Below are 13,290 nucleotides of genomic sequence, written 5' to 3' on the forward strand. Positions count from 1 at the left end.
AAAATTTTTGTTCGTTTTTCCGTGCTTACATGAGTACTTACTTAGTGCGGTATTTAGACCGCATCAGCGAAGCTTAAAAAGCAAAAAAGCTCCCTGAAACAGGGAGCTCACCATTGGGTATTCTAATTATTAGTGTGTGCTATATAATTTTTTTAATCTAAAAGCTGTATTTATTATCATCGATTAGCTTGCGAGCGATACGCTGACGCGCTTCTTTGATGTTAAACGGTTCGGCTTTGGTAAAACGCTTCAATCCGACTAACATCATTCGCAACTCATCGCCTTCTCCGAATGAGTTTAAGGCTTCTTTGCCTGCAACCTGTATTTTGTCTAGCACCGAGTGAAGATAGACACGCGCCATATCCGTTGGCAATGCGGCCGCTTCTTCACCTTTACTGTGGTAGATTTTCTCTACACGGAGCAGTACTGATTCGGCAACATACACGTACCCGATAATATCCGCGATGTTCATCAGAATCTCTTGTTCTTTTGATAAGGACATCATCAGCTTTTGTACCGCAGCTCCTGCAACGAGTAAACCTGCTTTCTTGAGGTTAGCAATGATTTTCTTTTCTGCTGCAAATGGTGCATCGTCTTCTTCTCCGAAATCAGGGATCGCCATCAATTCATTGGCGACAGCCGTAGCTGGCCCCATCAAATCAATCTCGCCTTTCATCGCACGTTTCAATAACATATCTACGACCAATAGGCGATTTACTTCGTTGGTTCCTTCAAAAATCCGGTTTATCCGTGCATCACGGTACGCTCGCTCCATTGGCGCATCTGCCGAGTAGCCCATACCACCATAGATCTGCACACCTTCGTCTACGACGTAGTCGAGCATCTCTGAACACCAAACTTTGATGATGGCACACTCTATCGCAAATTGCTCTACCGATTTCAACTTTGCCTTAGCTTCGTCTACGCCTTCTGCAATTAATGCATCATATGCATCATCAATATTTTGTCCGGCGCGATAAGCTGCACTTTCATTGGCATATAGGCGCGTTGCCATTTCTGCCAACTTGTACCGGATCGCACCAAATTTAGAGATTGGCAAATTGAACTGTACACGCTCATTCGCATATCGAACAGAAGCATTGATAATAGAGCGCGAAGATCCGATCGTGGCTGCACCCAACTTGATACGGCCAATATTCAGAATATTTACGGCGATCTTGAATCCATTTTCGCGTTCCGAAAGCAAATTCTCTACGGGAACGGCACAATCATTGAAAAATACCTGTCGTGTAGAGGACCCTTTGATTCCTAATTTGTGCTCTTCAGGATTCATGGTGATACCGCCAAACTCACGCTCTACGATAAAAGCGCTTAGGTTCTTATCATCGTCAATCTTGGCAAAGACAATAAAAACATCTGCAAAACCACCATTGGTAATCCACATTTTCTGTCCGTTGAGGATGTAGTGTGTACCTTCTGGATTTAGTTTGGCAGCGGTACGGCCCGAGTTGGCATCCGAACCAGAGTTGGGCTCGGTAAGACAATAAGCGGCTTTCCATTCGCCAGTCGTAAGCTTAGGAATGTATTTATCTTTTTGTGTATCATTTCCATAGTACAGAATTGGCAATGTACCAATACCAGTATGCGCTGAAAGCGCAACGGCAAAGCTATGGCCACCACCCACTGCATCCGTCACCAACATGGAAGTGTTAAAGTTTTTTCCAAAACCTCCATATTGTTCCGGAATGGATACGCCAAGCAAACCTAATTCTCCGGCTTTGTCTAACAAACCCTGCATGATCCCTTCCTCCTGTTTATCGATACGGTCTAGGTTATTCAAAACCTCCGAATCCAGAAAGTCAAGACAGGTCTGACGGATCATCTTCGCTTCTTCATCAAACTCTTCTGGGATGAAGACATCTTGATAAGATGTTTCGCGGATCACGAATTCTCCGCCTTTGATTGCTTTATTATTGCTCATATCTCTAATATTTACTTTTGAAACTTAATCTTACAGCAGCTCGAAAATTCCGGCAGCTCCTTGACCTGAACCTACGCACATCGTAACCATACCGTATTTGCCTTGTCGACGTTTTAATTCATGTAATACCTGCACGGTCAATTTTGCTCCTGTACACCCAAGTGGATGCCCCAAAGCGATAGCACCACCATTGACATTGATCTTGCTTGCATCGAGATCTAGTTCGCGAATGACTGCTAATGATTGCGAAGCAAAAGCTTCGTTGAGCTCGATCAAATCAATATCTTCTTTTTTCAGCCCGGCCACTTTCAACGCCTTTGGAATGGCTTCGATCGGACCAATACCCATAATGCGTGGAGGTACACCAGCCACACCATAGCTCACTAATCGCGCAATCGGCTCTACATTCAATTCCTTTAATTTCGCTTCGGAAACCACTAACACGAATGCAGCGCCATCCGAGGTTTGTGAAGAATTTCCAGCAGTAACTACGCCATCTGCTGCAAATACAGGCCTTAGTTTGTTCAACACTTCTAATGAAGTATCGGCACGAGGGCCTTCATCGGTATCTACTACGTAATCTCGCGAAGCGATTTTATCATCTTTGATATAATTCTCGGTTATTTTGATCGGCACAATGCCATCTTTCAAACTCCCGTTCTTGATGGCTTCGACGGCCTTTTTATGCGAGGCTAGAGCAAACATATCTTGGTCTTCGCGTGACACTTTATATTCTTTGGCCACGGCTTCTGCTGTCAGTCCCATACCCCAGTACCAATCTGGATTTTCTTTGGCCACTTTAGGATTTGGCGCCAACTTCCAACCGCCCATAGGCATTCCTGACATGACTTCGACACCACCAGCAATGATACAATCAGCCATTCCTGATTTTATTTTAGCGACTGCCGTCGCTATTGTATCCAGACCCGAAGCACAGTATCTATTTACCGTTACGCCCGGCACTTTGTCTGTATTCAATCCCATCAAGGAAATCATTCGGGCAATGTTGAGCCCTTGCTCTGCTTCGGGTGTTGCATTACCTACGATCACATCGTCTATCTGTTCTACATTCAAATTCGGAATGGTAGACACCATGTGTTGGATCACTTCACTAGCTAACTCGTCTGCGCGCATGAAACGAAATACGCCTCTAGGCGCTTTCCCTACTGCTGTACGATAACCTGCTATAATATATGCTTCCATGTTTTTTTAGATTTGCGATGTGCGTATTGAGTAGTGAGATGTATAGTTCACTGAATCAATTGGCACACCCATTTTTTAGATTTGCATTATAAGTAGTGCGTTTTGAGTAGTGAGATTTATAGTTCGCTGAATCAATTGGCACATCCATTTTTTATTTATCCGTTTTTAACTTAAGTGTCTGTTGAAGTTTATAACACATTTTTTGGATTTCATCAATTTTTTCTAATATTCCTTCTAACTCTGACGGATATAGATTAAGGCTTTTCGCGATGATAAGTTGCGTTTGCAACTCATAGGCTGAACCATTGGCAATGCCCAAAAAATGGATGAATTCTCCTGTTGTATTTCGCCCAGCTCCCTCGGCAATATTGGGTGATATAGAGACGTATGATCTACATACTTGCGAAGTCAAACCAAATCGCTCGTCCGCTGGAAAGTGCGAGGATATTTCGTAAATCGAAACACATAGATCCAAAGCCTTATGCCATATTTTCAAGTCTTGTATTTTATGCATTTCTTTTTTATCATCTGTAAACAAGATTGTCGAATATCGCGCTCTCGTATCTCTATCCCCTAATCACACTACCTCAACCTAATTCCTCAGCGGCTTACCTTTCGTCAACATATGCTGAATCCGTTCTAAAGTTTTACGCTCGGCACACAATTCCAAAAAGGCTTTTCGTTCGATATCTAATAAATACTGCTCAGAAACTTCTGTTGGCGCCGAAAGATCACCGCCGCACATCACCCAACCTAGTTTTTCAGAGATCTTCTTATCGTGTTCGGAAATGTAATTCCCAGCTCGCATAGACGCTGATCCAGCGTAAACTATTCCTAAACCTTGCTTTCCTAGCACCTTGATATCTTTTCGTTGCGCTGGCTGCAAATAGCCCTCATTAGCTAATTCTACTGCTTTTGCTTTGGCGTCCGCTAAAAGGCGCTTTCTGTTCATGGTAATCGCGAACTTTCCTTTTTGCAAGTAACCGAGTTCGTATGCTTCGACCGCAGACGTCGATACTTTCGCTTGTCCGACCGTCAAGAAACGCTCTTTCAATATATTTTGCGTGATCTGATCATCTTTGAATTCGTCTGAAGCGCGCAGTGCGAACTCTTTAGAACCACCACCACCTGGGATGACGCCGACACCAAATTCGACAAGTCCCATGTACGTTTCAGCATGCAATTGTACAAAGTCGGCATGCATCGAAAACTCACAACCGCCGCCTAGCGCCAGCTGAAACGGCGCAACAACCACTGGGATAGAAGAGTAACGTAAACGCATGGCCGTATTTTGGAACATACGAATGGCCATATTCAACTCATCGTAGTCTTGCTCGACCGCCATCATGAAGATCATACCAATATTGGCACCAGCGGAGAAGTTTTTGCCGTCGTTGGTAATCACCAAACCACGGTAATCTTGTTCTGCAAGATCAATAGCTTTGTTGACACCTTGAATGACATCGCCACCGATGGTATTCATCTTGGTATGAAACTCACAGTTGATAATGCCATCACCAAGATCTGTAATTGTCACTCCAGAGTTTTTCCAGATAGTCTGCTTGTCGCGGATATTATCCAGTACAATCAGATCTTCGGCTCCCGGTATAGGTTGGTAGGATTTCGACTGGATGTCATAATAGTTTTTGACTCCGTCCACTATTTTATAAAAATGCTCATTGCCTGCTTCGAGCATATCGTGCACCCACGCAGCGACCTGACCAGACTGTCCCGGCAGACGTTTCTCTTCGCTCTTGATTTTTTCGATGGTTTCGCGTACGCCGAGCGCATCCCAAACCTCGAATGGACCTAATTCCCATCCAAAGCCTGCTCGCATGGCATCGTCGATACGATAGAAATCATCTGTAATCTCTGGCACCCGATTGGACACATACTCAAACAAAGGATAATGCATCGCGCGGAACAATTCGGCAGCCTTATCTGTACCTTGCTCGTATACTTTCATACGTTTACGAATGTCTTCTACGGGCTTTGTTGCTTCCAGCGTGGTGGATTTCACCTTTTGCTGATCGGCATACTCCAGAGTTTTGAGATCTAATGATAAGATATTGGAATTCCCTTTGTCGTCTTTTACCTTCTTGTAGAAACCTTGTTTTGTCTTCTCGCCCAGCCATTTTTTCTCGGCCATCTGGCTGATGTACGAAGGCAGTTGAAATACGCCTTTGGCTTCATCATTAGGCGCGTTCTCCGTTAATCCATTGGCTACGTTGACTAACGTATCCAAACCGACTACATCTGCGGTACGGAAAGTTGCTGATTTGGGGTGACCCATCGCCGGGCCAGTGTACTTATCTACTTCTTCTACGGTAAGCCCAAGCGGCTCTATCAGATGCGTGAGTGCTAACATAGAATAAACACCGATACGATTGCCAATGAAAGCAGGCGTATCTTTACACAAAACCACAGTTTTGCCCAACAGCTTATCACCAAAATATGTTAGAAAATCGATTACAGCCCGATCGGTATGCTCCGTCGGGATGACTTCGAAAAGCTCTAGGTAACGCGGCGGATTAAAGAAGTGTGTACCGCAGAAATTCTTTTTAAAATCTTCGCTACGTCCTTCTGCCATCAAGTGGATAGGAATACCCGACGTATTGGAAGTCACCAATGTTCCCTCTTTGCGGTATTTCTCTACTTGATCAAATACCGATTTTTTAATTTCTAAACGTTCTACAACCACTTCGATCACCCAATCATAGTGAGCGATATCTTTCATATTATCTTCGAAGTTTCCAGTGGTGATGCGGTTAGCGAAGCGCTTACTGTATATGGGGGAGGGATTTGTTTTGAGCGCCGTATCGAGAGACGTATTGACTATTCGGTTTCGCACTGCTTTGCTTTCCAGACTTAGTCCTTTTGCTTCTTCTTGAGGAAGAAGCTCTTTTGGAACAATATCCAGCAGAAGAACTTCAACGCCAATATTTGCAAAGTGACATGCGATTCGCGAGCCCATTACGCCCGAACCTAACACGGTTACCTTTTTGATATTTTTTTTCATATCATCTTATTTTAGATTTATTATGTAAGTGCTACCAGCAGGTGCTGGCGTGCGTTAGAGTTTCACTGTTGAATTTTCTCTTTTAGGGTCATACTTTGAGACCAGTTCATTGATCTTTAACAATGTTTTGATGAGCTGAGCCCGTTCTTTGGCGCTTAGCTCTTCATCCAGAAAGTTATTAAAATCCCGAACCACATGCTTAGCAATGTTTCTTTTCTCTATACCCAACTCGGTAAGATACACCTTTACGGATCGCTTATCTGTTGTACTAGCTTCCCTATATATGAAGCCAAGATTCTCCAAATTGTTTAGCACACGTGACAAACTTGTAGTTTTTACGCCAGTCGAGTTGGCAATATGCGATACAGGAGTACCATCCCGATGGATATTGATCAAAATGTAACCAGCAGCCTGAGTAAAGCCATCTTGAGCAGCAATTTGGTTGTATTTATTTGCCAAATTTTGCCAACAAGCTTTTAAAAAATAATCTATCGTGTTATCTTGACTCATAATTAGTTGTTTACAATTGCTATGCCAGCATAACAAATTTAACAGATGTTTAGGACATTCCAAAATTTTTATCTCCTTAATTTGTAAAAAATCGCATTACGCAATTTCGGTAATAAGATTTAACTTTGTTTATCATAAAAACATGTCGCATGGCAGATATAAACATACCTAGACTAGATTTGTTGCAGTACACCGAAGGGAATGACGCGCAGCGCAAACAATTTTCGCAAGACATTGGTAAGGCGTTTAATGAAACTGGATTTGTCACGATAGCCAACCACGGATTGAGCCAATCCTTGATTGATGAGCTTTATAAAGTCGTCAAAGAGTTTTTTGACTTACCAGAAGATCTCAAAAATGCATACCAATTTCCAGAATTAGCCGGACAGCGTGGTTACACTTCTAAAGGCAAAGAAAAAGCCAAAGACGCGAACACGCCGGACCTAAAGGAATTCTGGCAACGTGGACAAACTATTGTTGGTGAAGACTACTCGAAGGCAGACTTTCCAGATAATATTGTCGTATCGGAATTACCTCGCTTTAATGAGATCACGACGGAAGTGTACAAACGACTGGAAGATGCGGGCAGAAATATCCTACAAGCTATCGCAGTATATTTAAATCTAGAAGAAGATTATTTCGAATCTTTCGTGATTAATGGCAATTCTATTCTGCGCGCAATCCATTACTTCCCGATTGAAAATCCGGATGCGATCTCGCCAGATGCGGTTCGTGCCGGAGCGCATGAAGACATCAACCTGATCACGTTATTAATAGGTGCGAGCGCCGATGGCTTGGAAGTACTCACTAAAGACAATGAGTGGTTTCCTATCAAAGCAAAAGGCGAAGATATCGTAGTCAACGTGGGCGATATGTTGCAACGCTTGACAAACAATAAGCTGAAGTCGACTACACACCGTGTGGTAAACCCGCCGCGAGAGTTGATGAAAACTTCTCGATATTCCGTGCCTTTCTTCTTACATCCAAAATCAAGTATGAGTTTAGCAAGTTTGGATTCTACAATCTCCGACGAATACCCGAAATTGTATGAAGACTATACTGCTGGACAATATTTGGATGAGCGCCTTCGCGAAATTGGCTTGAAAATGTAAGTTTATTTATAAAGCATATCGCTATATAATGAAGAAGCGGGATAGGTGTTGCCTACTCCGCTTCTTTTATTTCTTCTTGCTGCTTCTTTGGCAGTCCGCGAAAGACCAATTCGTAAGAATGATCGATCCATTCTTGCAATAAGTGATCATCTGCATCGCGATTGGCAAATATGGTATTCCAATGTTTCTTATTCATATGATAACCCGGAAACACCGTCTGTGGATACGATTCTCGTAATTCCAGCGCTAGCTCAGGGTCACACTTCACATTAAAACTTAAGGCATCCACTTGATCCAAACCGATCAGCAGGAAAATCTTCAGCCCAACTTTGAACACTAAGATATCTGGCCCAAAAGGTAACTCTTCGGATACTCCTTGCTTTTGCAAGCAATAAAGGCGTAAGCGTTCGATATCCATAGTATGGCGCGATCTCGGATTTAACTGGGTGAAGACTCTAAATGGTATTAAGCTAGCAAAGCCAACAGTTCGTTTTGAATGGCCACTCCCTTATCTTCATTATACCATTTTTGCAGCGTTTCTTTGATTTCCTCGAAAGACTTGTTGTCTGCCTTCATCGCATCAAAAATAGTTTGCAAAGGCTCTGGACGTGGACCCCAAACGGCTTTATCATGACCAACATCATTACGGATAATTACTTTGGGAATAGATTTACCGCCATTGGTCAGATAATCATCGATCAAGTGTGGTTCGCTATCGCGAAGTTGTATGTCTAAGTCGATGTTTGGATTGCTCTTCACCATTTGGTAAATCTGCGGAACAGAATGCGCTGCATCTCCACACCAGGGTTCAGTAATCACGATCCAATGCTGCTCTTCGGTGATGCTATCTACATAGCGCTTCATCGCATCGCTCGGTTCGAAACGTTTTGTCCACCGGCTCATGCGCGTCCAGTTCATCTTTGCGTATTGCAAATATTCCTCGTTATCGCAGGGGGCGTGTTTTTCAGGTTGTGCAAGTATGTCACCAAAATGTACCAGATACTCGTCGAAAGTCATAAATCAATTAATTTTGCCGCTAAATTACGCAATTTTATTGAGCAGATACCGAGCTCGCACTGTCATAATTTTGCCACGCTATTACTGGTCGTAGCGCCGAAAATGACAGGATGTCACGCAAATTTGACATCAACAAGACACATTGTACCCAATTATGCCGTCTTAAATGCATTCTAAACATTGGCACAACGGTTGATATAGGAGATAAGAAATTAAGCACAAGAGAAATCAAAATAAGATATGTCAAAAATAATAGGTATAGATTTAGGAACCACGAACTCATGTGTTGCCGTAATGGAAGGTAACGAGCCGGTGGTTATTGCGAACAACGAAGGAAAGCGTACAACGCCGTCTGTTGTTGCATTTGTAGAGGGTGGAGAGCGCAAGGTAGGCGATCCTGCAAAACGTCAGGCAATTACCAACCCGCACAAAACTATTTATTCCATTAAACGCTTTATGGGTTCTTCTTACGGCGAAGCCGAAAAAGAAGTATCTCAAGTACCATATAATGTGGTAAAAGGCGACAATAATACGCCACGTGTAGAGATCGACGATCGCAAATACACGCCGCAAGAAATTTCTGCGATGATCTTGCAGAAAATGAAAAAAACGGCTGAAGATTATTTAGGCCAAGAGGTGTCTCGTGCGGTAATTACCGTGCCTGCTTACTTCAACGATGCACAACGCCAAGCGACTAAAGAAGCAGGCGAAGTAGCTGGTCTTAAAGTAGAGCGTATCATCAACGAGCCTACAGCTGCAGCATTAGCTTATGGTTTGGACAAAGCCAATAAAGACATGAAAATTGTCGTTTTTGACTGTGGTGGTGGTACACATGACGTTTCTGTTTTAGAGTTGGGTGATGGTGTATTTGAAGTAAAATCAACAGACGGTGACACACACTTAGGTGGTGATGACTTTGATAACGTAATCATCAACTGGTTGGCTTCTGAATTTGCTAACGAGAACAACGGATTCGAACTGAAGAAAGATGCAATGGCTTTACAACGCTTGAAAGAAGCGGCTGAAAAAGCAAAAGTAGAATTGTCTTCTACATCTTCTACAGAGATCAACTTGCCATATATCACAGCTGATGCTACTGGACCTAAGCACTTGGTACGTACGTTATCTCGTGCAAAATTTGAAAGTCTTGCAGACGATTTGATCAAACGTACGATCGAGCCTTGTAAAACTGCGTTGAAAAATGCAGGGTACAGCACTTCGGATATCGACGAAATTATCTTAGTAGGTGGTTCTACGCGTATTCCTGCTATTCAGGATGCCGTAAAAAGCTTCTTCGGAAAAGAGCCTTCTAAAGGTGTTAACCCAGATGAGGTTGTAGCATTAGGTGCAGCTATCCAAGGTGGTGTATTGACTGGTGAGGTAAAAGACGTATTATTGTTAGATGTAACTCCACTTTCTTTGGGTATCGAAACAATGGGCGGTGTATTGACGAAATTAATTGAAGCGAATACCACGATTCCTACCAAGAAATCAGAAGTATTCTCTACCGCAGCAGACAATCAGCCATCTGTAGAAATTCATGTATTGCAAGGTGAGCGCCCAATGGCTGCTCAGAACCGTACTTTGGGTCGTTTCCAATTGACGGATATTCCTCCTGCGCCACGTGGAGTTCCTCAGATCGAAGTTGTATTTGACATCGATGCCAATGGTATCATCAAAGTTTCTGCGAAAGACAAAGCAACTGGTAAGGAACAAAATATCCGTATCGAAGCTTCTTCTGGATTGAGCGATGAAGAAATCCAAAAAATGAAGCAAGAGGCGGAAGCTAATGCGGAATCGGATCAAAAACTGAAAGAAGAAGTGGATAAAATCAATGCAGCGGATGCATTAGTTTTCTCAACCGAAAAACAGTTGACTGAATATGGCGATAAAATCCCAGCAGAGAAAAAATCAGTAATCGAAGCTGGTCTAGAAAAATTGAAAGCAGCGCATGCTGCGCGTGATTTTGCTGCGATCGACACCGCTTCTGAAGAATTGCAAACTGCTTGGAATGCTGCTTCGGAAGACATGTACAAAGCATCTCAAGATGGCTCTGCACAACAACCTCAGGGTGATGCAGGTCAAGCCGACAGCAATGGCGGTGGTGATGATGTTCAAGATGTAGATTTTGAAGAAGTAAAATAAGTAGATCTTTCGCCCTAGGGGCGAATTTGAAAAAGCTCCGACAGAGAAATCTGCCGGAGCTTTTTTATTTAGCAACAATATTGCATTTAAAAGAATGATGTTTTATATTTGCCACAATGTTGCAATAAACAAATTAAACTTTTGGCATTTAATTCTAAACATCATACTTATGACTACAAACAAACAAAACAAGTTTTTCAATGCTATTCTTGCTTTCGGACTTATCGCTTCGTTCACATCTTGCAGTAGCGACGATCCAGTAGATGTCGTGCAAGAAGGTATTCAACAGGCTGAATTAACCTTTACCGAGGTTACAGGAGATGGCGTTTACCCACATGGCGATCACTTCCACGGCTTAGCTGGAGCGACGGATGGAGCTGCGCAGGTCGTCACTTTCAACGCACAAGGAGAAGCAACAGCCAATGGTCATCTACATTTGGACGCTGAAGCGGTATATCGTCTTGACTTAAAAGCATGGGATCATACGGGTCATGAAGTAACGGCAGATTTTATCGCTACAGAAGCTGCTGCTGCCAATTACAAAGCATTCCTAATTGGTGGTGATTACATCTTAAACTCCAATACAACAGACGAGAGTGGTGCTATCTTCCAACCACGAGAAACCGTTTATGGAGATGGTACAGCAGTAACAGGATTAGGAGGCAGAGGTACTACGGGCATACTTTCTTATTTTGGAATCGGCCACAGCAACGTCGCCAATTCGCGCGACGTAACCTTCGTTCTCCGCAAACTACAAGCTGGTGTCAAGGAAAACATTACCCGTTTGGACTGGAATAGATCTGATTATGCCGGCATGTTTTCCGGTGAGAATGTTTTAGAATTGAAATTGGAGATTCACGCTGAGCACAGTCATTAGGCTACACTGTTCATTCTAATAAATAAATTTTGAAAGGTGGCTAGTCGAAAACGACTAGCCACCTTTCTGTTTACGAGAATAGATGTACCAACATCTATTTTTGTAATTACAAAGTCAACTTTATAAAGAACACATTGCATCCCAATTAAATTGACCATTTTTGAATAATAATCAAATAATTTGATTATTTCTACAGAAATAATCATTTCGGCAATTAAATTGCAGGAAGAGTTGATGTCACATTGAGACTGCCGCATAGCTCCATACAGCAGCAGGTATTTCGAGATTTAAGGATATAAATGCAAGATGCTTAGGATTACACTTTTATTATCATTGTTCTTCTTTAGTAGTTATGTACACGGCCAATTTGCACAAAAAATCCGCAATGGCTGGGTGGGACGCTACGTAAATTCAATCATCAATGATACTACTGCAGCTGACAAAGCCAGTTTAACCATATATCCAACATTTGCAAGTGCTCCCGAAACAGGCGTCGAGTTAGGTTTTTCGACCTTAAAACTATACTATGCCAATGGCGATACATTAAATCGTTTGAGCGAAATGCAGGCATTTACTTTTTTTACTTTTAGGGGTCAATATGGATTACAATTAGAAAATGCGCTATATGGAGATCAAGATAAATGGTTTTTCTTGGGTGAAACCAAGATTCAGCGGTTTCCACTTTCTTATTACGGTATTGGGCCAGGTACGTCTAAAGAGAACCCAGCTACGGTAGATGCTTTCCAAATATCTGCCAAGCAACGTGTGTTAAGAAAGTTAGCAGATAATTTTTTCGCCGGCCCTGAGGTTGATTTCCAACTACTTACTGGTGTGAATTTTGAGCAGCCGGAAGAGGGTCAGCCATTCGATATTCCCCGTGGAGGTGAGGGCGTTAGAAATATGGGACTGGGCTTTGGATTTGTATACGACAATCGACATAATGTGTTGAATGTACGCCAAGGTCTATTTGGTGAAATTGCTTACCTTAAAACAATTAAAGGTTTTGTAAGCGAGCACGATTTTGGCACCTTCAATTTGGATGTTCGTTCATTCCATAAGGTTAAAGAGAATACTGTATTCGCTTGGCAGGCATCTGGACAATATGTACATGGAGAAGTCCCTTTTAATCAATTGGCACTATTAGGCGGAGAACGTTTGATGCGAGGTTATTATCTTGGTCGCTATCGCGATCGAGCCATGCTCGCCGCACAAGCAGAATATCGTATCCTGCCGTTCTCTTTCAGCAAGCGCTTTGGCGCGGCCATATTTGGTTCCGTAGGTAACGTCGCTCCAGATTTGGGCTCTTTTCAAATGCGCAATACGCGATTAGCGGGCGGTGTAGGTCTCCGCTTTCTTCTTTTCCCCAAGAAAGATATTTACTTACGATTTGACCTAGCATTTACCAGAGAAGGTGCGAATATATACATCTTCAATGGGGAAGCGTTCTAATTCTTAGATGATCTGG

11 protein-coding genes are annotated in these 13,290 nt (G+C 42.7%); 4 read left to right on the plus strand and 7 right to left on the minus strand.

From position 1 onward, the window contains the following. Positions 1 to 157: 157 nt before the first annotated feature. The 5 genes from AC3IRT_RS16430 to AC3IRT_RS16450 form a co-directional block, all read right to left on the minus strand. The gene (locus AC3IRT_RS16430) at positions 158 to 1,942 is read right to left on the minus strand and encodes an acyl-CoA dehydrogenase FadE (RefSeq protein ID WP_489394286.1); all 1,785 of its coding nucleotides are present in this window, start codon (positions 1,940 to 1,942) and stop codon (positions 158 to 160) included. Positions 1,943 to 1,972: 30 nt separating this feature from the next. Continuing rightward, on the minus strand, positions 1,973 to 3,145 hold the full coding sequence (locus tag AC3IRT_RS16435) for an acetyl-CoA C-acyltransferase (RefSeq protein WP_489394287.1): 1,173 nt from the start codon (positions 3,143 to 3,145) through the stop codon (positions 1,973 to 1,975). A 151-nt stretch (positions 3,146 to 3,296) separates the two neighbouring features. Then, positions 3,297 to 3,659: a four helix bundle protein gene (locus AC3IRT_RS16440; RefSeq protein WP_489394288.1), complete on the minus strand. Its 363-nt coding sequence runs from the start codon at positions 3,657 to 3,659 to the stop codon at positions 3,297 to 3,299. Positions 3,660 to 3,737: 78 nt separating this feature from the next. Beyond that, entirely contained in the window at positions 3,738 to 6,164 is a 2,427-nt protein-coding gene (locus AC3IRT_RS16445) for a 3-hydroxyacyl-CoA dehydrogenase/enoyl-CoA hydratase family protein (protein WP_489394289.1), read from the minus strand. Between the two features lie 54 nt (positions 6,165 to 6,218). Continuing rightward, a complete protein-coding gene (locus AC3IRT_RS16450; protein WP_489394290.1) occupies positions 6,219 to 6,674 on the minus strand; it encodes a MarR family winged helix-turn-helix transcriptional regulator in 456 nt (151 codons plus the stop codon). A gap of 149 nt (positions 6,675 to 6,823) precedes the next feature. Here AC3IRT_RS16450 and AC3IRT_RS16455 point away from each other — a divergent pair, with 149 nt between their 5' ends. Further along, a complete protein-coding gene (locus AC3IRT_RS16455) occupies positions 6,824 to 7,786 on the plus strand; it encodes an isopenicillin N synthase family dioxygenase (protein ID WP_489394291.1) in 963 nt (320 codons plus the stop codon). A 52-nt stretch (positions 7,787 to 7,838) separates the two neighbouring features. Here AC3IRT_RS16455 and AC3IRT_RS16460 read toward each other — a convergent pair whose 3' ends face one another. Both AC3IRT_RS16460 and AC3IRT_RS16465 read right to left on the minus strand, forming a co-directional pair. After that, positions 7,839 to 8,204, minus strand: a complete 366-nt coding sequence (locus AC3IRT_RS16460) for an MmcQ/YjbR family DNA-binding protein (protein ID WP_489394292.1) — start codon at positions 8,202 to 8,204, stop codon at positions 7,839 to 7,841. 47 nt (positions 8,205 to 8,251) lie between these two features. Continuing rightward, positions 8,252 to 8,803 carry a thioredoxin family protein gene (locus tag AC3IRT_RS16465; RefSeq protein ID WP_489394293.1) on the minus strand — a complete coding sequence of 184 codons (552 nt, stop codon included), beginning with the start codon at positions 8,801 to 8,803 and terminating at the stop codon, positions 8,252 to 8,254. Between the two features lie 240 nt (positions 8,804 to 9,043). On the opposite strand from AC3IRT_RS16465, the gene dnaK reads away from it, so the two are divergent. The 3 genes from dnaK to AC3IRT_RS16480 all read left to right on the plus strand — a co-directional run bounded on the left by dnaK (position 9,044) and on the right by AC3IRT_RS16480 (position 13,274). After that, complete coding sequence (gene dnaK / locus AC3IRT_RS16470) at positions 9,044 to 10,948, plus strand: molecular chaperone DnaK (protein ID WP_489394294.1); 1,905 nt, start codon at positions 9,044 to 9,046, stop codon at positions 10,946 to 10,948. Positions 10,949 to 11,117: 169 nt separating this feature from the next. Further along, on the plus strand, positions 11,118 to 11,825 hold the full coding sequence (locus AC3IRT_RS16475) for a hypothetical protein (RefSeq protein ID WP_489394295.1): 708 nt from the start codon (positions 11,118 to 11,120) through the stop codon (positions 11,823 to 11,825). A gap of 306 nt (positions 11,826 to 12,131) precedes the next feature. Then, positions 12,132 to 13,274, plus strand: coding sequence for a BamA/TamA family outer membrane protein (locus tag AC3IRT_RS16480; RefSeq protein WP_489394296.1), 1,143 nt, complete (start codon positions 12,132 to 12,134; stop codon positions 13,272 to 13,274). Positions 13,275 to 13,290 lie beyond the last annotated feature (16 nt).

This window comes from Sphingobacterium sp. KH_072 (assembly GCF_057837975.1).